Source organism: Vibrio penaeicida (assembly GCF_019977755.1).
Lineage (GTDB): Bacteria > Pseudomonadota > Gammaproteobacteria > Enterobacterales > Vibrionaceae > Vibrio > Vibrio penaeicida.
In genome coordinates this window covers 2,590,143-2,613,988 of the sequence record NZ_AP025144.1, presented here as the reverse complement: position 1 = coordinate 2,613,988, position 23,846 = coordinate 2,590,143, and the positions used below count along the sequence as shown (strand labels likewise).

The window sequence follows — 23,846 nt, the reverse complement described above, 5'->3', positions numbered from 1 at the left end:
CTTTTTGTTAGGCGCGTTGCAACATAAAGGTGTGATAAACCAAATTTGAAAAATGCTTATTCAGCATCAAAAATCCGACAATACTGGTGAGCACCATCGATATGACAAAGCCGTATCCGTAGTAAATGGGACCATAGTCAATGCTGATATGAGCAAATGAAAAGTTGAGCACAGCCATGATGAATGAAAGTATCAGAGCCGAATACCGTTTATCCAAATAGAACATCACGTTTAAAATGGCCATAACTAATACTTGAAAACTCACGCCCACTAAATCTACATACAGCAAGTGTAAATAGGCTAAGTCGATACCGAGTATGTTGAGAATATCTTCTGCCCATACAATGAGTAACGCTAACGTAATGCCTTGAACTTTGAATATTTCGTAAATGCTTTGCCTACATGCAACGACAATGTTGTTTTTCAAGTGGACGATGGTTTCCAACGTTTCGCCTTCGCGCACGGCGTCATAAAATTTTAGGCAAGCCGCTGCGAAGTCGGTTTCCATACGGAGTATAAATACCGCCATACCGGGCATGATGGCAAGGTAAGCGATAAATATAGGCAAATCGTAAATATACGATGCTCGAAAGATGGCGATAACTTGATGTGAGGTTTCCTCTCGTGCCCAAAATACGAACTTATCTAACCATACGCCTAAGTAGTAGAAAGCTCCGCAAAAAATCAGTGAGTAAAAGGCTTTGCGAGGGTTTAGAAAATCAAAAGCAACAATATGGGTTGGAGGGTAGTGACGAATAACATAAAAAAGAAAGGTGAAAGTGAGCAACGCTTGCCCAAGACAAAAAATAAACAAGAGCCCGAAAAGACCATTGGGCTCAATGATGTAATTCGCCAGTACCATTGAACAGTAGCTGACAGCGATAACCGTGAAAATGCGGTAATACTCTTTCATGCCACTTAAAAAAATGATGACAAGCCATTGGTTACAAAGCAGCACTGTTGTAACAAAAATAGTGACCTTTACCAGAGCAGGTAACTCGGGTGATAAGAACAGGGCGATGCTGCATATACCTCCTCCAAGGATACTTACAACGGTCATTGCGCCAAATAAGTTGGGAATAATATGACGTTCTTCTTTCGCGTAGATAAGATCAGAGATAAAACGGGTAATGAGAAGCTGGATAAGCCCACTTATGATGAGAGAGCATGCCATCATATAGGTCACAATCACTAAAAATTGCACAATAACAATGGCTGGAGAAACAACGGAAGCGCTGATAATCCCTATCGTAAGCAGGGCCAGAATAGACATAATCCAGGGGCCTGAACTGACCATGCCCGCTAACCCATAGGCTTCAAATATGGAAAGCAGTGAATCCCTTTTCAGTATATTTTTTATTTCGAAGCCTATTCCTGCCATTGAATGGATTCCTTGTATAAATTTTGATACGCCTCAAACATGTCCTTGTCTTGGTAGTATTTACAGACACGTTGCCGCCCATTGTCCCCTTTTTTTTGCCAGACCTTTGGTTCCTTGAGTAACTCAACAATGGCTTTTGCCCCTTCCGTAGGGCTTGCCATAGGGATGACCGCGCCTGCAGAGCCAAAGGCATCATCGCTGTTGTCTGCACCTTCAATGATTTCGCGACAGGCTCCGACTTCAGTTGAAATACAAGGAATACCAGATGCCATCGCTTCTAACAGCACGAGAGGCTGTGCTTCGCTGATAGACGTTAGGATGAGTGCACCTAGCTTGGGCATCATTTCAGTCACGTCTTGGTTACCCAACAAAGAAACCTTATCGCACAGTCCAAGGCTCTCTATGAGTAACTGGCATTCCTTGAGGTAGTTCTCATCTTCTTCTGATGGACCGATAATCCACCCCTCTATATCAGGGACCGATTCCGCCGCGATTCGAATGGTTCGAATGAAGGTTTTAATGTCTTTGATTGGGACAACCCGTCCAATTAGCCCAATCACATGAGGCGGTGTGTTCGGCCTTTGTTGGTAAGCCTGTTCGAATCGAGATAGGTTTATGCCATTTACAATCACTTTGGTTTTGGTTTCGGGGGCACCATCTTGATGCTGGCGTTTGCGGTTCCCTTCGAATAAGGAAATGACCTGAGATGCTTGGTGATAGGCTGTTAACCCTAATTGCTCGAAAAATTGAATCCATGTCTTTCTTACCGCCTCCATTTCTCGATGCATACTGATATCAATAACGCTGTGTCGGTCTTTTATCCAACTGGCTTGGGAAAGATCTATTTTCCGTTCTTTGGTGTATATGCCGTGTTCCGAAATGACCAGAGGTCGACCAGTTACCTGATGGCAAAGGCTACCTAGGAATCCTGCGTACCCAGTAGAAATACTGTGGTATATCTTGGCTGGCGGTAAAGACTGGCTGATGCCTGCAAGAATGAAAAGCGGTTGATAGATGTTTCGAAATGTCCAAAAAAAATCAACGAAAGATTCTGTAGGCGCGTTGTTAATGTATTTTTCTGTCAGGATCTGCCATGAGTTTTTACTATGGAGAAAATCGTTAAGGCATAATTTGCGGTTTCCTACCGCTAGAGCAAATTGTTTGAGTAAATCGCCTGAAATTGGGGTGTCTGGATTTTCAAAGGAATCGAGAAGTGTTTTCCAAATTAAGAATGCTTCTTTGTCGCTCTTCGTATGAGCATTTCCCGTGTTTGGGTGCTCATTGAGCAAGTAATGCACTTCAAATCCAACCACGTTATCTGGGAAGGTGTACTTGGCTTCATCATAAAAATCGGGGTGTCCGCCAATAAAAATTAGGTGAAAAGTGAAATCAGGGAGCCCTGAAATGATTTGATGCACCCAGCTCGATACCCCGCCTCTTACATAGGGGTAAGTCCCTTCCAATAATAGGCAAACATCGACGTCTTTTTTCATGACCAAAACGCCTTAAGCTGGCTTAACTTGGAGCTTTGACCCGATGGGAAGTAAGCCAAGTATTGCTGAAGCTTTTGGTAATCTTTGGCTATGTAGGCGGCTTCGGCAAGGTAGGGAGCAACTTGTGTCATCTTTAACCCTCCAGTTTGAGCTTTGGATAGGTGGATCTCGGCTAGCTCGGTCTTCTTTTGTTCTAAATAAACTCGCCCTAGTAACAGGTTGAATGGTGCTTTTTCTTGAATGTTGTTGGCTGAAATTAAAAACGCCTCGGCTTGCTCTAAGTAGTAATTTTTAATAACGCCATCCGCGATACCCAAATAACAGAGTTCCCAGTATTGCTGGGCAATATCAAAGGCAATTTCGGCTTTATTACTTTGTTTATACTGCTTTTTAAATAGAGAGATGGATTGGTTAACGTCGGTTTCTATGGTTTCTAGCGAGGCATAAGCTAAAAGCCGAACATCGTCGTCTAAGTCTTTTAACGCCAATTGAAGAAGGGGAACAGATTGCTGCTTAGGCAAATACTGTACGGCTTGAATGGCAAGCAGTCTTCTGGCTGAATCTTTGTTGTATAAAAGAATTTCTCGTAGTGCCCCCGCACCAAAGTGGGGTTCAATTTTTTCTTTATCAGGGGTAGACAAATCGAGGTGCTTACAAGCTTGCCACGTAATGTCGGAATGAGGGTGGGGGAAATGAAGGGACACGACGATACTTATCGTTGACCCTATAAAGCCAACTATCGGCAGAAAAAGGTGGAAGGTGAAAAGGAAAACGAACGTCGTTGTCCGATGAACTTGCAAATTTTGTGGCATCGCTTTCCAAACAAACAACGCCATACTGGCGCTGGAAAAAATGTGTAAACTTAAAGCGACTAACCACTCCGAGGCTACAGGCGAAGGCTGCATCAGAGGGTATACCGCCATGGCTTCAGTAGCGATGGCTTGCAAAAATAGCCATATGGTCATTTACAATTCCTAGTTCTCGCATGGCGGCATCGATGTCTTGATCATCTCGATCTATGACCCAAGGACCCCAAATACTGACTTCATTTCGGTTGTCACCTAGATCGTCTTGAAGAAGCTTTTCTAAGCGCCCAACATACTGTGCTGCGTGGCTGGCATTGGTGAGTGGTAATAGTACGGCTAGCGCTGGTTTTCCTGAGGACGTTGTAAACGACCAATAGACATCGGCACCTCTACGAAACTTGACGATAGATTGAAGTGTTTCATGGTGAGTGCCAACATGATCGACACAATACACAAGGGTGCTGTCAATGCCTTGGTCAAGCCTGTTTTGCTCAGCTCGGTCAATGTATCGAAGAAAAGCTTCTTTGTCGGATTCTTGCAAAATGGGCGCGACGATGGCGTCGCAAAGTAAGTCGGCAGCATGATTGGCAACCAGAGACAAAAGCGCAATATTAGCAGGCGTTAACATAAAGAACTTGGCGCTTTCCGCCACAATACACCCTTGCAGGTCATCGTGTGTGTCGACCATCGGAATACAAAGTTGGTAGCGTGAGCTGTGGGTGTGGTGTTCATCTAATTTAGCAGGGGAGAGCAGTTGTTTGCGCTCCATCATGTCCTTGAACATGGGGTCGCTTGTATCCAACAAATGATCGGTGCCGATCTCGGCGTGGGGTAATGGGTTCAGCTTTTCATAACCAGCGCGCTGTTTTCTATGTGCGGTATCCTTGCTATCAACACTGTAAATGCCACCGACTTCGATACCTCCAATTTCTGACAGTAAGTTGAGAATCGGTTCTCCTAAGAATTCCAATCGGCGCTCGTTGTGCAATGTCGCAATCTTTTGCAGCTCACTCACGCTTGCCCGTAAGCTAACCGTTTGGCCGGCTGTTCTTTGTTCAAGTTGGTCATGAGAGACTTTAAGTAGTTGATAACTCTGCGCTAGGCTTGCCCTTCTTTGGTTTATGTATTCAAACTCGGCTAAGTTTTTTTGTGTTATATCGTCCCACTGGTCGCGAAATTCTCCAGCAATCATGATGATTAACATCATTCCAACCGAGACATAGCTAGGGAAGTATTCAATCAGGTTTGACCGTTCTAAAAGCGCTGCGAGCATAGCAGACATAGCAAGTGCGCAGATCACGCCTTTAGCAAAGCCATAGCGAAGAGAAATCAGAAGCGGACCAATGATCGGCCACAAAAAACTGTCATGGGAATTCGGTAATAACACGCCAGAGCGTGTCCAAACGTAGGTCGAAATTATCGCAACCACAAGTGTTTCAAGCCAAGCAACGGTATCGTGCTTAAACCCCATTACGAGATGGCGCAGGAATTTTCTCATTCAGGGTCACTCGAGCTTGTGGGCTCTGGCAGTTGCTCAATATCGATGCCATCAAGTAGGGCTTCAAGAACGATATGCCCTGTGCGACTGACGCTTTCTCTTCCCCATCCACTTCGCGACCCCGTTGCGCGCCAATACACGGTTTGTTTGTCTGCCGATATGATCTCTAAAGAGATGCCGACTGCGGGCTCCCCATCCAAACCACTCTTGTAATGCCACTCCTCGATGGAACCCGTTATTATGTAGTCTGCATTCTGCTGTAAGAGCCAATCTTTGGCATGATTCTGTTTGATGGAAGTGTCCAATATGCTGGCTAAATCGTTGTTCTCCATGACGGGGTAAAGTTCTGCATTGACGCCTTTTTTGTATAGCTGAGCTCTAAGAATTCGCTCCACTTTCTCGGCAGCCAATACTGTGTTTGAGTGGTTCTGCATCGGCATGATGACCCATGTTTTATTGGAGTATAAAGTGACGCTGTCTGGCACGTGGTAAGTGGCACATGCAGTAAGCCCTAAAAGTGTCAGTGCAATGGTCAGATATTTCATAAGGTATCCTTAAAATCCATATTGATAACCAAGCGAAATTTGCATGGATTCTTGCCCGTTTCGATCTTGGCTTTGCCAATCCACAGTAAGAGACAACTCGTCGTTCCCTACTAACCTCCAGCCAATGCCAGAGCTTACAGCGAGACCAGAGCGATGTGTTTTCGTATTGTAATTTGCTGCCATATCGAGCCAATAATTGGGTGACGGCGTCGATGTGCCAGCAGCGCCTGGAGCTCCGTGCCAAAGCCTGTGTCCTAGCGAAATTTGTTCGTAATCTTCGTTAATGAGGGTGCTGGTGGTAATAGGAAAGCGAGAAGAGAGCCACTGATTGGTTTTATCCAGAGGGTCATCTGAAAGGTGTGCTTTTTGCGTCGCATAATTGGCGTAAAGCTGCCATGCCGGGTCATTAAAGAACAATTGCTCTGCAGCTCGAATGTTGAGATCCCATCCATGCCCGACGTTTTCCCCAAACCGAGTAGTAATGTCATGCCAATTGAGCTGAGCAGTGAGTGACTCATAAGCGGTCGGTTGGTAAGTAATATTTCCACCAATTCTGTTGGATTGACCGATTAAATGCAGAAGTTGGCTTGCTGAAATAGCATTATCCACTCCCACATTGAGCGACAATTGCCATTGTTTATTTAGTTTTGGCTTATATATGGCGCTGACACCCATTCTATTGTCACCAATGCCGTCTGCTAAATCGAAGGCAAGTAACCAAGAGCGTGTATCTTTTAGGTGTGCGTAATTGCCTTTGACGCGCTTTTCACTGGAGGCATACGCTGTAGGGAATGTGTCCACCGATTCCGTGATTTGATAATGGGTACTCGCTTTCCAATTTCCATTTTGATGAGGCGAAAAATATTCAACGGAATAGGTCGACATGTCCCATTGGGTATTAGTAAGAACCGACGATTTGATGCCATGGGCGTAGTCTTGCCTTTTTGGGGCATGCATTTTTCTTAATTGATACTCAAGCGCAGGTTGCCCTATATCCCCAAGTGCGTTTTGACCAAGCTGCCACGCGTTATAATGCTGACCTGTGAACTGAAGCGCTTGATACTGTTCTGTAATACTCAAGTTTAAGCTTTCGCTCAACAAACGTTGGACTTCTTCTTTGTCGTTGGTTTGTATGGCCAGCGAGAGTGCTTGAGAATCCGGCAAAACAATATTGTGAGTCTTACTCCAGTGATACCAAAATACCGCGTCATCTGGGCTTACGTTGTTCATATAAACTTGAAACCGCTGCTCAACGTCTTTGGTGGAAGTTTGCGCCAAAATATCCGACTGGACCTTTGGCTTAGCAATTGATGGTGAAACAAAATACGCCACTAAGGACTGATACGCTGCGCGACCGCTTTTTGATTGAAACAGTTGGTTGGTCAACTGTATGGCGACGTACTTTCTGAGCTCATAAGCTTTCCGTATTTCACCAGAGTTTTCCAACGATTCAGCGTAGCTAAGGAGTGCAGGAGCACTGTTTCTTTCATTGGTTTGTAGAAGTTTTGTGTACCAAAAATCGGCTTCTTTTGTGTACTTGAGCGTTTTGGCTGAATTAGCGAAAACAAGCCACATTTCAGGGGTCTGGCTTAGCGGGTGTTTGTTATTGTTATACACACTTTCTACTGTTGGTAGGTCTTGGTATTCGAGCGATAGCCACAGCAAACCGCTAACGGCTGCCGGATTATGAGGAGAGATTTTCAGTGCTTGGTCATAATGGGCATAAGCCAGCCCGATATTGCCTTTATCTACCTCCGATAGGGCGTAATAGATTTGAGCGTCAGTATTGTTATCAAAAACGCCTTCTTTCAACGCTAATGCTTTAATGGCTTTAAATCTTTTTTTATCTTTTATATTCCAAGCAGCTTGCAGTGCTTCATACAATGCTGCGCCATTTTGGTTCTTTTGGAAAATGGATGTAAGCACGTCAATCGTATTTGGTGTTAATGGCGTATTGAGGCGAACATAGCGGTAGATATCAACCTGCTGATAGGAAGATTCGATTTGCTTATTAATGGCAAGGAGTGCCAATCCTCGGTTGTTGGTTTCCCATGCCAGTGACAGGACTTTGTTTAGGTATTCGTTGCCTGCGTTAAGCCAATCTTTCGGGGTGGTGAGTACGTCTAGTGCTTTGTTTGGTTCGAACATTTGGATGAAAAACGCGTAGAAAAACTCAGCTTCTTTCGTAGTTGGAGTGTGTTGTTGTGCTAGGAGATGCCAAATGGCGACGACCTGTTTGGTTTGCCCTAAATAAGACAAAAGCCGAGCTTCGTGGAAGAGCAAGTTTATGTCGTTGGGTCTGAAGGTTTGTAATTGCTTCAAAAGTGACAGGGTATAAATGGTACCTCTCGCTTTTTCTGACGCGTTCAACCAATTGGAGTACTCGATTATATCGAGCTTGTTTCGTTCGACTAAGCGCTGATAAAAGGCGCTCTCACTGGCTAAATCTCCCATAGCACGGGCTTCTTCAACACCGTTTCTGAGTTGAAGGTTACTGGGGTTATGATCGAGCAGCGCTAAGCTCATTTTTAATGCATTTGGAATATCGTTTACCCACGTATAGAGCGTATGCAGTTGAGCAAGATCTTCGGGGTAAGGGTCGGATACGATGGTCGTTTCTAGCAACGAGATACTTTCTCGAAGTCGCCCTTGAGAAACGGCGAGTTTAGCAGTGATACTTATCAGGGGAGGGGAAGGAGCAAGCTTTGACAGCACTTTAAGTTGGGAGATAGCAAGTGGCGTGTTTCCCACTGATATTGCGTACTCTACCGTTAACCGTATGTATTCAGGGCGAAGTTTTAACTCTCCTTCGTAGGTTTTTACAAATGTTTCCCCTTCGTGGAAAGATCCCGATGACGTGAACAAATCAAGCAGACGTTTGGCATTCTCTAGAGAGGGGGTCTCTTCAAAAATGTCTCGCTGTATGGTTAAGGCATTTTGGTAATCCGCACTCTGAAGTGCTAAATCGATAAGTTCGAAGTAATGATCCGTGCTTTTAGCATGAGGTTGCAATATCTCAAAGCTCAGGCTTGGCAGTGCTATAGATTGGGCTCCATCGGCGAATGCGAGCGCGTATTCCCGACTTTTTATTGGTATAGAATTGCTGATGAAATCGCGAATTTCGGCTTTTGTTTCCTGATCGCTTTTCTCTAAGTGGTAGCTCTTTAGTAAAATATCGAGATACAAAACTTGGGTATCCCAATCTTTCGTACCATCCGTTTTGAGCAGTAAAGGTTTCGCTAAGTTTTTTGCAGTTTCGTAATCCCCGCTATCGCTTAACGTGGCGATCATCTGCCGTGATATGTCTCTATTATCAGGGGCTTTGCTACGAAGTTCTTTCAAAAATGCGAGTGAAACGCTTGGTGATTCAGAGCGAGACAATTGTTCGGTAAGATTTTTTTCATCAGGGGTAACGATCCACAGCGCTAACGTCGCGCAAACCACCAAAGCAACCAGTGTTGTTTTGGTGATGAACAGATTACCTTCATGATCAATATCATATCGAACGGTCTTCTTTTGGCTGCACATACACTGCGCTCCTGAGTCTTTTAGCGTTCATATTTAGGGGCAAGTAAGAGACCCACTCACGTAGCCAGACGTTTTCATTAAATATTTGGTGTGATTCTTTTTGATAGTTTGAGTTTCAAAAGGCAGTGCAGTTTGCAACTTACATTGTGCAGCATTAGCAATGACCATTTCTAAAGGCACGTAGCTTTCAATTTCCCAATACACTTTATAAGACTCTGCGCAGTTACCTTTCGTACATTTTGCTGTTTCCCATTTAAGGATTTTTCCATTTGAATGAACGAGTCTTGTTTGGTTTTTCTTTTGCACTCTTTCGATAAATCTTGTTTTTGGTGACGTGAGAATGAAGTAGTTACCGTCTGGTCCTTGATTCCATCCTGCCAATTGGCTGAGTTGTATATCGGGTGTAAAGCTTGTGTCGTTAAATCGTACACTTCGGATCCCTGTACTGCTAACGAGCCAATCTCCATCCAATGTTTTGGCTATACCTGTTTCGTACAAGGACTGTGCTTGTTGGGCGTAATCACTCAGATAAAGAGGAATTAACGTTTGTTTTTTTGCCCATTCGTGTAGGTTAATGATCACCTTTAAGGAGGCAGGGTACGCACCGGAATACATATGATAGTAAATACTGACACTTTTTATGCGGCGCGGCTCGCCTGTTAGTTTGAACGTCTCTAAAACACGTTGATACCCATCAAAATGTTCGGTCCATAGGTTGGTGTACATATTTTCATTTAGAACGGGAGCATAGACTTGTACTGCGCTTGTATACCAAGCAATGGTGGGTGATATAGGCGCAAATTTCCCTCCGCCATTGACTAGAAATGTATTTCCACCATTTACGTTGAGTAGGTTTGCGTCTTCCGCAATCCTAAGTACACTTTCTGTCGGGTTTGCAACGCCTGACCACAGTATGAGTTTGGTCTGTTTGCCTTTTGGGGCTAGACGTTGATTTATATAGTCGGCACTACCTTTGATTTCTTTGTGAAAATCTAATTTGTAGCCTTCAATAGGAAGGTTATCTCCATATATTTTCTCTTTAACGGTTTGTCTTTTATCCCAAAAGAATGGGTGGCTAAAGGTATGAGAGGCAATCTCAACGTTGGGTAAGGCAAATATTTTTTTTGCTATGACTTCTAATTCGGCACTTTTAGAGGGGTAAATGCCCTCTTTGGATATCTCGCCTTGAATGATAGAAATGGTTTGAGGCAATTTAAATGGTTTGAACACCTTTTGGTATAGCGTCTCGGCGGTATACTGCTTTTTCGGAAACCAACTTACTGACGGGAAGCCATCACCATCTACGTGGCTCGTCAAAATCCGTCGCCCAGAATTTGTGGTGACGTCTGCGATGGGAATATCGGGAAGATTAAGCAGTTTTCCAATCATTTGAAATGGGTCTATGAGCCAAGTTTCTCTCTGATTTGCGAGGTTTAAGACAGGTAATGGACTAAGTGAAGCTCCGCCCCACTTGGCTTTAAACATCAATGTAGAAGAGCGACCGGTTGAATCTTTGATTTGAATTAAAGGTGTGATGTCTTTATCAGTGGGCTGCCATTTTGGGTAGCGCTCAAACTCACTGAGAGGTAAAGGGTAGTGGTTTGAAAGCCATTCATTACCGCGAGATATGTCCAATTTACCTGATAGAAATCCATCTAGTTTTACCCCCATCTTGCTCAGAAGATCTTGATCCTGAGGCAGCGTTTTGATGAATAAAATAGGAATACGGTTAAGTGCACTTCTTATCCAGTCGGTGAGTAGCGGTGTGTTGGTGTAAGTTTCTTGTTCAAGCCAAAAAAAGATGGCTGCATAACGGGTTAAATCAAGATCAGCGAATTGAGGCTGGTTGACATCCATACATTCCGGTACATATCCATTGTACTCAATTGGCATCGAGAACATCCGATGGCATCGGGACAGCGTATAGGTTTCAAAGCTGCTGTCATATACCCCAAGCACACGCTTTGGAATGGGCTCTATTGTACTTATGCCGAATTGATAAAGCATTCCGTCACTGATGTAAGGTGTATAGCCTTCCCTGATCAGTTTTTTTGCGGCGTTTCGCTGTTCTTCTCTCTGGCTTGCTGGGAGATAGTCGATCACTATGACCTCTAATCCCGAATTTTTTATGGGTTTGAGTTTTTTGCTTAACCAATTGGAGTCAGAAGAGCTCATTTTTACGTATTGTTGATTGGTTGGCTTGTACCCGTAATAAAGAGACTCTGCGACGACGCCAGCAATTTTTGATGCCACGCTAGGCAGTACCTCAAAGCCTCGGTTAACTAATATTTCTGGTGAGTCGGAGGTTTGTGCTAATGAGCGAATGATGTCGATAAGGGCGGCTTGTTGATGTGTTTTTTGCGTTTCTGTATGCGCGAATAAAAAGTAACTGTCTAGTGTGTCAAGAAATATACCGTCAAACCCCCGTTTACTGTAATTCTCAGCCTCTAAGAGTATGTGGTGTTGCCACGGTTTGGATGACAAGTCCATGACATGACTGTTCCAGTTTTTGTTCTTTGTTTTAACTGAACGTATCAAAGATTTAGGTATGGTTTGACCGCTTAGCTCTCCGACACTCAAATATGCAAAAACGCGAGTGTTGGCTTTGTGCAAGGCTTTAATGTTCCGATCTGAGATTAGTGTGGGTGTGACGACAACACGGTCATAATTAATGAGCTCTCTGACAGAATCTATCGCCCCATAATAGAAGGCGATAGATTCACTTTCTTTAGCAGCAAATTCAGGACCTTTTGCAGCAAAAACAGAAATAGGCAACAAACTTATGAGAAAAATCCATATTCTCAGAGTAGGCATAATAAATACGCATCAATTTTTATATTGGTTATAGTAAAAATGTAGTTACAGCAGGCGGTAGATGCAAAGTTTTTGAGGAAATAAAGTACAAAGTACGTTGGTGTAAGTTTATGGAAAATTTAAGAAATGCACGTTTATCTGTGATAGCGAGGCGAGCACATCACTGCCTCAAATGCTTTTAGAGATTATATCAACGCCAGAAAAACAAACTGAATGATGTGCACGCTGAAATAACAACGAGTACTGCCGTAATACCGTATTGAACATCAGGTTTTATGATGTGTTGCGTTAACGCGGGTGCCACCATAAAGTTGCGCCCTCCCCAACCTCTGTCTTTCATGTGAAAACATAAACTTAAGAACATTAAGTGGCTGGATGTGACAATTCGTGCGTGAAAGAAGTCATCTGCGTAAATGGCGACAGCAATAGAAGCTGTTTGGGTGATCAGTAAGGTGAGCTTAGGGAGCACCCACTTATATTCCACTAGCAACATTTGCAGTACCCATGCGCAATAGAGCACGATGAGCTGCCAAGGCACGCTGGTGCCGAAAAGTATGATAGATCCATTTTCATTTAGGTATGTTTCTTTTCCGCTAACAAGCCAAAGGTATATGGATATCGCGAGGTATGCCGACAGGAAGAACGAAGAATGTGCCTGTTTTTTCCATTGTACGTACAGGAAGCCTACGGTGTGGGCAATGATGAATGCTTTCATACCAATGTCGAAGCTGCCTAAACCAATGATGCCTGTTAATAGCAAAAAGCAGAGTAGGTTAAAGCTGGTTTCTAGCAAAAAAATACGTTTGAGTTCACGTGCATTATCAACGGGTTTTACAAATGACCAAAATAGAGCTGGCAGAGCGAGCGTAAGGAAAAAACCTACCCATACAGAGCTTTCTACAAGCGTGTAAAACCCTTGCGCGTAAGCTAAGCAAAACATCAAGAATAAGAGTGATGATAAAGGTGGGTAGTAGGTGCTGTTAGTCATATTTTTTTGATTGAAGTTTCGCTTCGGTTTCCAATTTGTCGGTATAAATCTTTGTGTTTTCTATGTGTCTACCGTTGTAATGAATACACAATATTAAGTTTTCTGATTGAGCTTAATGTCGGACATGCAGTAGCTCAAGAACCATGAGAATGGAGAGTTACTTGAGCGACTTTGTTATTCAAGCATTTCGGCAAAGCGGAGAAGTGTAGCTGAAAGCTGAGACTAAATATACAGCGAAATTAGAGGTTGGCATTGTACGAGATACATAACGCATTGATAACATATGTAGGCAGAGCCATAAGTTAATAATCTTCATTTTCTCATTAGTTGTTAATAAAAGAAACGGAGGGCAACTTTCTGTTATTTGTACGATTATTATTCGAAATTGGTCTGTGGTTTGTGAAAAATGGATTGCCTTTTGAGCACCATGAAAAAGCCAACTATTCTGTTCGGACATCACAATTGGCTTTTTTAGCGCTAGGGGATGCGTATTTGGATTCCAATTGTTAACCAGTTTGGATTAATTGTTTAATCTTTCCGAGGTGGAATAGGCGAATATCTTGCTCGTTGTTTATAAGAACAAACCTTAAGAAAGAGGGATCAAATTTGGTTTCCACTGACATCCGAAGAAATCATTAAAGATTATAGCCATCAAATTTTTCTTAAAGCTCAAGCGTGGCTGGTTATTCTTTACTTACATCACGTTAAAAAGCCAGAAACAGAGTTCTGGCTTTGGGTTGGGTATAAACCCAGATTGATTAAGATGTTGAAGGGAAAGTAGGGGACTGTCATTCTAATAGGGAATGTTCCCAACCCAAGTATTATCAGCTTCAATAATATCTTCTTCAATACAGCTAAATCTTGAAGTTTTGTGGGATATTGACCTTGTTGGACGGTTTTCTTGCGATGTCTGATATTTTTTCATTTAAAAACAACAGTTTAATATGTTTTTGGTTTTCTTACCTTATTTTAGTCAGGTGAACCTAAAACCCTACAATTTGAATCTGGTGCTAAATAATAAATTTCATGGTAAAGGTGTTGGTTTGTTTTAAATCAGGGTCTTATTTTTTTGGTAGGCAGTTTTTCTATTTATTATGTTTAAATACGAATGGAGATTTTTGACTAATTAGAATTGTCTAAATAAATGATTTCGTACAACTATTTGAGTGTACTCATATTGCATATTGAAAATATTTACGATGGAGCTAATCGTATGACGTTTCTATTCGTTCCACTTTGGGTTCAAGACTGCTCATCACTGAACTGATATCTGAGTGGGAAAGTAGCCCCCACGTGACTATGTCTTTTTGCTCTGTGATGACTGAGAAGGCGTAAAGAGAGCTATATATGCTTTCGATATCTTCCAGAGTGCCCGTCAAATTCAACGAGCTATCACCACCTCTACTAGTATCTCCCCAAGTGACAACACTGCCGTCCTCTTTTAATGCTACAAATGCACTTCGAGCGGAATGTATTGATGAAACGTTGACCAATTCTGCCGCAACGGATGTGCTATCACCACCATCATCGGCATCTCCCCATGTCACAACCGTACCGTTGGTTTCGAGAGCAGCAAACGCATCTCGTGTTATTGTAATCGTTGAGATACTGGTAACCGTCGGGGTGTAAAAATTGGGTTTCGTTGCCGTGCCATATAGAACGCCATCGATTGACCCCCAACCGACGACGGAGCCATCTTCCAACAATGCAGCGAACCCATACCTTGAGCCGTAAACAGAGGAAGTATTTGTTACGCGATTGGCGAGTGTACCCATATCGCCACCATAGTTATTAAAGCCATGTGCTGTCAGCTCGTTGTTAGTCTTGATCATGGCGAAAGAAAGGTCATTACTGATGACAGTTGAGACGCCTGATGCTGCATAATTTGGAATTGCAGAAATCGGTAAACCTCCGGCAGCGTCAAGCCCCCAAAAATAAACCGTATTTGACTGGTCTACCGCGGCAAAAGCATATTTTCCACCGATGACACGATCGATGTTAGAAAGAGATAAGCCCTCTAAATCACCGCCTCGCAGCGGATCACCCCACACGACAACTGTTCCATCAGATTTTCTCGCAGCGAACGCAAACTCTGTGCTAACAATTTCTATTACATTGGTTAAATTCAATTGGACGGCACTGCTGTCACCACCTCGTGAGCTGTTCCCCCAGGTTACGACCGTTCCATCGGATTTTAATGCAGCAAAGGCATGGTTGTTTGAAGTGATCGCCGTTACGTTAATGAGGTCATCTTTGACTGAACTAGAATCGCCTCCACTGGATGCCAGCCCCCAGGTTACTACACTTCCATCGGTTTTTATCGCAGCAAAAGAGCTGTAGCCAGCGACTATCGAATCTATATCGGTTAACTGAGACGCGACAGAGATCGAGTTTCCTCCATTATTTGTAATCCCCCAAGTTACTACACTCTTGTCATTCATAAGTGCGGCATAAGCAAAAGGGTTAGTGGTAATACTATTTACATGTGTTCGCTTGAACTTCGCAAAGCTCGTATCAGAAATTGTTCCATTAGAATCTGTTACTTTAACCTCAAGGGTTAGCGTTTTTTCAAAATCAGATAGAGTGAATAGATACTGCGGGCTTGTACTCACTTCTACATCATCAATAAGCCACCGATAGAATGTCGTTCCTGCACATTCAGTACAGCTAATCGTTGGAATTATGGTCGAATCCGGCACCATGTCCCCAGAAATTGATATCTCAGAAATCTCTGACAGTGATGGCTCAGGCTCAGGCTCAGGCTCAGGCTCGTGTTCAGGTTCAGGCTCAGGTTCGGGCTCGGGTTCTGGCTCAGGTTCAGGTTCAGGTTCAGGTTCAGGTTCTGGCTCAGGTTCGGGTTCAGGTTCGGGTTCTGGCTCAGGTTCGGGCTCGGGTTCTGGCTCGGGTTCAGGTTCAGGCTCGGGTTCAGGTTGGGGTTCTGGCTCAGGTTCGGGATCTGGCTCAGGTTCAGGCTCTAATTCCGGGTTAGGCTCCACAAGTTCTGGTTGTGGGGGAGTGCTTTCGGAGTCCTCCGGTGTTGGAGGCACGTCATTTTTTGGGGGATCTGTATCATTTTCATCGGATGTGGTTGGGGTATCTTGCGTAATATCTTCAATAGCTGAGCATACTATTTCTATTTTACCGTTATCCGTCCTTGGGACTAGAGTACAGTGTCCATCGGTATAACAACCGGTCAGTGATAGAGATAGAAAAATAGTGAGAGGATGTCGCATTGCCCTTTCCATGTTTCAATGTATAGGTCCAATGAGGTTGATTTGGGCTCGCCCTAATTATTAGTTATAGATAAGAGTGTAGTTTATTTATAAGCTCAAAGGCGAATAAATAATACTCAGTAAACTCACGCTGAATAGAGTAGTGGGGCTTTGCTGTCTAAATTGGAGGCGTTAAGTAGCTCAGGGAGGAAACTTTACGCTGCTCTATAGATAAATCTGTATTGAGCAGCTGGATTTACTTAACTTTAACCGTTAGTTTTTAACGAGTTGTCGAGTGGTGACTAAGCATAGAGTTGTAAATTGGTCGGTGAGAAACGCTTGTTTTCCCGCAATGCGTTTGCTGCTGAGGACCATGGTTCTATCGGTGAGTTTTCCTTGGAAGTCCCACTTACTAAATGCTTCGTGGCGCGCGTCTGCACAAGGTGTTTGCAATACGTAGCTTTCGGTTACCGAGGTGTCACAGGTTCCATTGGCATTTTTTATACCATGGAATGTCACGTGGCTGTCTCTATCGCGGTAGTTGGTCACGGCTAAAGCGTTGAACAAATGTATATCGTTAGAGTCGCTTTTGTAAGCGAGCATACGGTGTGGGTTCTTTTTTAAGCTGGAGCGTGCGAGTTCTCGCAATTCTTCTGCACATGGTAGAGCTTGCTCGGTCGCAATGATGTCCATTGATGTCGTCACAGGTGTTTCCTCTGCAACGAGAGCAGGGGAAAACACGAGAGAGCCAGAAAGCAGAACTAACGTAGGTTTCATGCATGCTCCTTGGTATTCAGATGTATTTTCAAACTATTTTGCTTTGACAGACATAACAGGAAAGTCGAGAGTATAGCGCTCTCCGTTATCGCGTATCAATGTGACTTTTATGGTTTCACCCGCTTTAAAACGCTGAGTTAATCCCATTAGCATTAAGTGATATCCGTTGGGCTCTAACTTGAAAGTCTCGTTAGGTTTGACTTCAATCACCTCTATTTTTCGCATTGCCATTCGGCTGTCGCGTAAGAACATACGGTGGAATTCAGTATGTTTCGCAGCATCGGTCTCGACGTGCGTAAAGCGAATTGTATCTGCACCTTTGTTTGTGATGTTCAGATAACCCGACGTCACTTTAATGCCTGGAATTGTAGCTTTGATTCGAGCGTAATCGACGTAAGCCTTGTCCGTTAAGCGCTGAACTTCACTTGATGGTAAAGGGTCTGGCTGATAGAAAGGCTTTTTGGTTTTTTCGTAGTAGGCGACGGAAAAAGCCAGCAAAAATGCGATAAAACCCACAATGCCAATTTTGGCTAATTTCATGAAGCATTTCCGGTATTTGAATTGTACTCTTCCAATGCTCTCTCAATACGAGCCGCTAGCTCTATAGGCGTTGTACTGTGGCTTAGAGAGTCAACGAGCTGCCCTGCAGGGTCGATGATATAAAACCGGGAAGCGTGGTCTACTGTATAGGCAAGCTCAGACGATGACATGTCAACCAAATCAATATAAACACCGTATTGATCGGTAATGGTTTGAATCTCTTCTTCTGTGCCAGTTAAGCCCAAAATTTGTTTGTCGAAATACTGTGCAAACTCATTAATTGATTCTAAGTCGTCTCGCTCTGGGTCGACGCTCACAAAGAACCCTTGTGTCTTATCGTATATCTCTTCAGATAGATATTTGAACGATGCAGACATTACCCCCATTGATGAAGGGCAAACTTCAGCACAATTTAGGTAACCAAAATACAAAACAACAACCTTGTCTTTATATTCGTCAAGGTCGACAGAGCCACTAGCACTGTTTAAGTGGAATTTTCCACCTAAGTCTTTGAACTGGCGAGGTTTCTCTCCTATAGGGAGCGTTGTATTGTCCACGTAGAGTGCAAGAATACCTGCCAGAGCAAGGACACCCAATGCTAATACTATCTTCACTGGGTTTCGAATCATTAGATGAATTCCTTGAGTTGAAGTATGTTCACCGATGCTTGTTGAGTTTCATGGATTTCTGACGGAGAGAAGTCGATAGAAATCAAAATGCAGAACACCATAATACAAACGATAGAGAACAGCATTTGTTGCTTACCCCATTGCTCGGTTGGCATTTTTTGAAAACTTACTTTCGCTAAGTACAACCAGTACATGCTGACCAGACCCATACCTAAAGCATACCAACTACCGGCATAGCCTAAGTAAGTTAGAGCCAAAGAAGCGATAGCAAAAGCAACGATATAACCCATGATATGAGTACGCGCTTTATCTACACCTTCTTTAATCGGCAATACAGGAATCGATGCCGCTTTGTAATCATCGAAACGATAAATGGCGATTGCGTATGAGTGTGGTATCTGCCAAATACAAAAGGTAAGGAATACAATTGCAGCACCAAGATCCAATTGGTTGGTTACTGCGCAATACCCAATGACCGGAGGACAAGCACCAGACAAGCCACCGATTAACGTTCCATGTACAGAGTGTCTCTTGTAGTAAAGGCTGTAGAAGCCAACATACACAACAAACCCAAGAACACCGAACCAGAAAGCGACTGTAGAGGTGAAGAAAAACAGAGTAGAAAACCCTGCAATACCCAGAATGGTAGCCCAAGCTAAAGCATTGGACACTGGGACGACTTTTTGTACTAGCTCACGTTGGCAAGTGCGCTTCATCTTGGCATCGATGTCTTTATCGATGAAGTTATTGAAAACGCAGCCTGATGCAACGATGAATGTCGTACCTAAACACACGGCAAGGAAAAGGGCCCAGTCAATCTGGCCTTGAGAGGCCAGAAAGAAGCCACCAGCCGCAGCAACTAGGTTGCCGCGGATAATGCCAGGTTTAGTGAGTTGTAAATAGTTCGAAATCATTATGTATTCCGATTAGTGACCCATCAGCATATTGTGGTTCAGGTGTTCCATAATCCAAAGCGAACCAATTAATATGATGGCAACTAAGACGACCACGAATACTGCCGAGGTCGTGTTCCACATCTGCTCGGAAGAGGTATTCATGTGCAAGAAGAACACCAGCTGAACCAAAATTTGCGCAACAGCACAGATCAAGATAACGCCGATTTTCAACTGTGGAGAACCTATATCCATCATTACCATAGCGAATGGGATCACTGTGAGTAAGACGGAGTAAATAAGACCCATTACATATTCTTTAACGCTGCCATGTGCTTGACCGCCATGACCGTGTTCTGCAGTCTGTGCCATTACATCACTCCCATTAGATAAACCACACTAAACACACAAATCCAGATTACATCTAGGAAGTGCCAGAATAAGCTTAAGCAAGACAGACGTGCTTCGTTGTCTTCAGTAAAGCCATCTCGTTTAAAGTGGAAATACAAAACGATCATCCAAATCAAACCAGCGAAAACGTGCAAACCGTGCGTGGCTACTAATGCGTAGAAAGACGACCAGTATGCACTGCTGTCAAACGTTGCACCTGCTGCGCTGAAATGATGGAACTCATAAAGTTCCATAATCAAGAAGCCCAGACCTAAAGCAAAGGTTGTCCAAAGCCAGAACCACATGCCTTTCGCATCGCGCTCTTTCGCTTTCAGCATACCCATGCCGAAGGTGAAACTACTAAGCAGTAGCAAAGCGGTACCGCCTGCTACAAACCACAGGTTGAATAATTCACTTGGTTCTACAATGCCCGCAAAGCTATTTGAGAAAACAGCAAATGTGGCAAACAACGTACCGAATAATAAACAGTCGCTTAGGATATAAATCCAAAAGCCAAAGATAGTGTCGCCAGCGTAATCATGGTGGTCATGATCATCGTGACCACCATTGTCCAGCACTGCTTTATCATGTGCAGTCATATTATCTCCTAAATCCTTAAACCGCTGGGGATGCAGGTTTCGTGTCAGTTTCTTTCGACGCAGGGTTAAATTCAGGGCGCTCCTGATAAACCTTGTCTAGATGAGGACCTTCAATTGCCTCAACTTCAGAAACTTCAACGTAGTAATCTTTATTGCGCTGGAAGCTGTATACGATCCAAGACACGATCATGCCTAGGAAGCCAACAACAACCATCCACCAGATATGCCATACAAATGCGAAGCCCATAATCAGCGAGAAGAAGCTGATTACTACACCTGCCCAAGTGTTACTTGGCATGTGGATTCGCTTGTAGCGGTCAGGTTTTTGATACGCCATTCCATGTTCTTTGCGGTAGTGGTGCTCGTCTCTGTCATGAATTTTTGGCAGAGTTGCAAAGTTGTAGAATGGAGGTGGAGAAGACGTTGCCCACTCAAGAGTACGGCCATTCCAAGGGTCACCTGTTTCGTCCATATTTTGCTTACGGTCACGAATACTGATGAATACTTGGTAGAACTGAGCGGCAATACCAGCTGCGATGATGGCAACACCGAATGCAGCAATCATAAGCAATGGTGCCCACTCTGGGTTGTCTGTCGCATTTAGACGGCGAGTCATGCCGTTGAAACCAAGTACGTATACCGGCATAAAGGCAACGAAGAAACCGATAGTCCAAAGTGCACAAGAAACCTTGCCCCACTTCTCGTTCAGTTTGAAGCCAGTTGCTTTAGGGAACCAGTATGTAAAGCCAGCAAAGTAACCGAATACTGCACCACCAATGATTACATTGTGGAAGTGAGCGATTACGAACAAGCTGTTGTGTAGTACAAAGTTTGCTGCAGGTACCGCTAGCATTACACCTGTCATACCACCAATGGTGAAGGTAACAAGGAATGCCATTGTCCACCACATACTTGCCGTGAACTCTACACGTCCTTTATACATGGTGAAGAGCCAGTTAAATATCTTAACCCCGGTGGGTATGGATATTATCATGGTGGCTATTCCGAAGAAGGCGTTAACACTTGCCCCAGCCCCCATGGTAAAGAAGTGGTGTAGCCACACGACAAACGAAAGAACCATGATTACTGCCGTCGCCCATACAAGAGACGTATAACCAAACAGTCGTTTACGAGAGAACGTTGCACAGATTTCCGAAAAGATACCAAACGCTGGTAGAACCAGAATGTATACCTCTGGGTGACCCCATGCCCAAATCAAGTTCACGTACATCATCTGGTTGCCACCCATATCATTGGTAAAGAAATGGGTACCAATGTAGCGGTCAAGAGTCAGAAGTGTCAGCGTAACGGTAAGAATAGGGAAAGCAACGATGATAAGTGCGTTGGCACACAAAGAAGTCCAAGTGAACACAGGCATTTGCATCAGCTTCATTCCTGGAGCACGCATGCGCAAGATGGTAACAACGAAGTTAACACCTGTTAGAAGCGTACCGATACCAGAGATCTGGAGCGACCAGAGCCAATAATCCACACCAACCCACGGGCTGTATTCCATTCCTGAAAGAGGCGGATATGCCAACCAACCAGTCGAAGCGAATTCACCAACGAACAAAGAAAGGTTGATTAGGATTGCACCTACAACGAATAGCCAGAAACTCAAGGAGTTTAGGAATGGGAAAGCAACGTCGCGCGCACCAATTTGAAGAGGCACAACAACGTTCATCAAACCGACAACCAAAGGCATGGCCACGAAGAAAATCATGATTACGCCGTGAGCCGTAAAGATTTGGTCGTAGTGTTCGGGGGGCAGATACGAGGCATCTACCGTCGCTAATGCTTGCTGCGAACGCATCAATATGGCGTCGGAAAAACCCCGAACCATCATGACTAGCGCAACGATGATGTACATGATACCAATTTTCTTGTGGTCAACAGAGGTTAACCATTCAGCCCACAAGTATTTCCATTTACCCATGTAGGTAATCAAACCTAGCAGACCGAGACCACCAAGGATCGCGGCAATCATAACGGGCAAAATAACTGGGTCAGTGTACGGAATGACGTCCCAGTTTAGTTTTCCGAATATTAAATCAGGTTCGGCATGTACGTCGCCTTTATAGGCCATTTTGAGCTCCTGAATGTTTCTCGATGATATCTTTGAATCGCAATGGATCGACAGATGAGTAGTAGGTCACAGGGTGGTATTTTTTGATCTGCTCTTTTGCATTAGCAGTCAAAGCGTCGTAGCTAGTGTCATTCAGCACTTGCTCAGACAATTTCACTTTGTTCACCCATTCGTCAAAACCAGACTCACTAACGGCATGAGCCTTAAAGTGCATGTTCGCGAATCCGAAGCCGCTGTAGTTAGCAGACATACCGCGGTAGACGCCTTCTTCTGTAGCCATCAAGTTGACGCGATTTTCCATTCCAGCCATTGCGTAGATTTGGCTACCAAGCTGAGGAATAAAAAATGAGTTCATTGTGGTGTCAGAAGTAACGAGAAACTCCACAGGACGATCGGCTGGGAAGGCAACTTCGTTTACGGTTGCAATTTGTTGTTCAGGGTAGATGAACAACCATTTCCAGTTCATGGAAACAACTTGGATAGTTAGAGGTGTCTTGTCTGACTCGATTTCACGGCGAGGATCAAGAGAGTGGGACGTTTCATAAGTAATCCAACCCAATGCCAAAATGATAAGACAAGGAACAGCCCAGACTATCACTTCGATTTTAGTGGAGTGCTCCCAGTTTGGTTTGTACTCGGCTTCTTTGTTAGAAGAGCGGTACTTGTACGGGAAGTACACGCACATGAACAACACCGGAACAATGATGATGGCCATGAGTAAAACAGAAGTGATAATCAACGATTCCTGAGCTTGACCAACGGGTCCCTTAGGATCGAATAACACCATGTTACTACCGAAGAATAGTACGCCTAATAAAATCAGCCCTACGACTGATGTTAATATTAATGCAACTTTTATGTTACATTTTATTTTCATTTGTCCTCCCTGGAACTCACAACCAGAATAAATTCAAAGACAATACTTAAAATACGAAGTATCCAAATACATAGATCAATCACTTCGCTTTGAAGAAAATTGCACGTGAAATGACGTCAAACAAAAAGGAAAGATTTTGTTAACAATTCATTATCATTTAAAACAATTAACTTACAAAATGCAGTGATATTGGAACTTAGATACTAAAGCGTGAATTAAAGTACCAAATTGTTAAATTAGCAAGCTTTAACTTGTTCAGAACTGTAAATTTCAATCTATGTATAAATTACAAAAATATTAATTTCATTTTTCCAAAAAATGAGGTAGTGCAAGACTTAGGCCTGTAGTGACCTGTTTTACAGAGCGAATTATATATAAGCCACTTAATACCCCTTATTTTATTGTGAGATTATTTTCTTGGTGGGTCTTTTTTCGTTATTAACCATAATTTATTAATGGTTAAAGGTTGGTATCGATAGCGATATTTTCTTTTGGCGTGCACAGCTTTTATTGTGCGTTTAATTGGCTATCAAACCGTGAAATTACACTGGTTTTTCTTTATGGTTTGATGTCGAGTTACTTCGGCTGATTTATCCATGCCACCAGTAGGGTAATGGCTTGTGAGGAGATTAAGCTTGTTATGCTTATGGGTATTGTCATACGTTAACATTTTCAGTTACGTTCGCTCTCTCTCGAGTACGTATTAACAACAAAGTGGAATAGCGCCTAAAGTGCCTTTTCTTAGAGTTTAATTTCAACTGTTACTCATCATTAAAAGTGCTATATACCT

The 23,846-nt window shown here is 43.5% G+C and carries 17 protein-coding genes; all 17 read right to left on the bottom strand.

Annotated features, from left to right (window positions below):
* Positions 1-7 precede the first annotated feature (7 nt).
* The gene (gene pelG, locus LDO37_RS11590; protein ID WP_126607963.1) at positions 8-1,381 is read right to left on the bottom strand and encodes an exopolysaccharide Pel transporter PelG; all 1,374 of its coding nucleotides are present in this window, start codon (positions 1,379-1,381) and stop codon (positions 8-10) included.
* Positions 1,369-2,874 carry a GT4 family glycosyltransferase PelF gene (gene pelF, locus LDO37_RS11585; RefSeq protein ID WP_126607962.1) on the bottom strand — a complete coding sequence of 502 codons (1,506 nt, stop codon included), beginning with the start codon at positions 2,872-2,874 and terminating at the stop codon, positions 1,369-1,371. Before pelF ends, pelG begins: the two co-directional genes overlap by 13 nt.
* Positions 2,871-3,839, bottom strand: a complete 969-nt coding sequence (locus LDO37_RS11580; RefSeq protein WP_126607961.1) for a HEAT repeat domain-containing protein — start codon at positions 3,837-3,839, stop codon at positions 2,871-2,873. The genes pelF and LDO37_RS11580 overlap by 4 nt, the downstream gene beginning before the upstream one ends.
* Positions 3,802-5,178, bottom strand: coding sequence for a PelD GGDEF domain-containing protein (locus tag LDO37_RS11575; RefSeq protein ID WP_126607960.1), 1,377 nt, complete (start codon positions 5,176-5,178; stop codon positions 3,802-3,804). The genes LDO37_RS11580 and LDO37_RS11575 overlap by 38 nt, the downstream gene beginning before the upstream one ends.
* Positions 5,175-5,723: a hypothetical protein gene (locus LDO37_RS11570; protein WP_126607959.1), complete on the bottom strand. Its 549-nt coding sequence runs from the start codon at positions 5,721-5,723 to the stop codon at positions 5,175-5,177. The genes LDO37_RS11575 and LDO37_RS11570 overlap by 4 nt, the downstream gene beginning before the upstream one ends.
* A 9-nt stretch (positions 5,724-5,732) precedes the next feature.
* Entirely contained in the window at positions 5,733-9,251 is a 3,519-nt protein-coding gene (locus LDO37_RS11565; RefSeq protein ID WP_126607958.1) for a tetratricopeptide repeat protein, read from the bottom strand.
* A 33-nt stretch (positions 9,252-9,284) separates the two neighbouring features.
* Entirely contained in the window at positions 9,285-12,065 is a 2,781-nt protein-coding gene (locus LDO37_RS11560; protein ID WP_126607957.1) for an endo alpha-1,4 polygalactosaminidase, read from the bottom strand.
* 190 nt (positions 12,066-12,255) lie between these two features.
* Positions 12,256-13,053, bottom strand: coding sequence for a hypothetical protein (locus LDO37_RS11555; RefSeq protein ID WP_126607956.1), 798 nt, complete (start codon positions 13,051-13,053; stop codon positions 12,256-12,258).
* A gap of 1,205 nt (positions 13,054-14,258) precedes the next feature.
* Positions 14,259-16,286 carry an RCC1 domain-containing protein gene (locus LDO37_RS11550; protein WP_224055202.1) on the bottom strand — a complete coding sequence of 676 codons (2,028 nt, stop codon included), beginning with the start codon at positions 16,284-16,286 and terminating at the stop codon, positions 14,259-14,261.
* 252 nt (positions 16,287-16,538) lie between these two features.
* Positions 16,539-17,042, bottom strand: a complete 504-nt coding sequence (locus LDO37_RS11545; RefSeq protein WP_126607487.1) for a hypothetical protein — start codon at positions 17,040-17,042, stop codon at positions 16,539-16,541.
* A gap of 33 nt (positions 17,043-17,075) precedes the next feature.
* Entirely contained in the window at positions 17,076-17,582 is a 507-nt protein-coding gene (locus LDO37_RS11540) for a copper chaperone PCu(A)C (protein WP_126607486.1), read from the bottom strand.
* On the bottom strand, positions 17,579-18,211 hold the full coding sequence (locus LDO37_RS11535) for an SCO family protein (RefSeq protein ID WP_101115178.1): 633 nt from the start codon (positions 18,209-18,211) through the stop codon (positions 17,579-17,581). The genes LDO37_RS11540 and LDO37_RS11535 overlap by 4 nt, the downstream gene beginning before the upstream one ends.
* Positions 18,211-19,125 (bottom strand): heme o synthase, encoded by a 915-nt coding sequence (gene cyoE / locus LDO37_RS11530; RefSeq protein ID WP_101115179.1) that lies wholly within the window; start codon positions 19,123-19,125, stop codon positions 18,211-18,213. The genes LDO37_RS11535 and cyoE overlap by 1 nt, the downstream gene beginning before the upstream one ends.
* A 12-nt stretch (positions 19,126-19,137) precedes the next feature.
* On the bottom strand, positions 19,138-19,476 hold the full coding sequence (cyoD, locus tag LDO37_RS11525) for a cytochrome o ubiquinol oxidase subunit IV (protein ID WP_101115180.1): 339 nt from the start codon (positions 19,474-19,476) through the stop codon (positions 19,138-19,140).
* Positions 19,476-20,093 (bottom strand): cytochrome o ubiquinol oxidase subunit III, encoded by a 618-nt coding sequence (cyoC, locus tag LDO37_RS11520; protein ID WP_101115181.1) that lies wholly within the window; start codon positions 20,091-20,093, stop codon positions 19,476-19,478. The genes cyoD and cyoC overlap by 1 nt, the downstream gene beginning before the upstream one ends.
* A gap of 16 nt (positions 20,094-20,109) precedes the next feature.
* Positions 20,110-22,140, bottom strand: coding sequence for a cytochrome o ubiquinol oxidase subunit I (cyoB, locus tag LDO37_RS11515; RefSeq protein ID WP_201797035.1), 2,031 nt, complete (start codon positions 22,138-22,140; stop codon positions 20,110-20,112).
* Positions 22,141-22,168: 28 nt separating this feature from the next.
* Positions 22,169-23,056, bottom strand: a complete 888-nt coding sequence (gene cyoA / locus LDO37_RS11510) for a ubiquinol oxidase subunit II (RefSeq protein ID WP_101115183.1) — start codon at positions 23,054-23,056, stop codon at positions 22,169-22,171.
* Between the last annotated feature and the right edge of the window lie 790 nt (positions 23,057-23,846).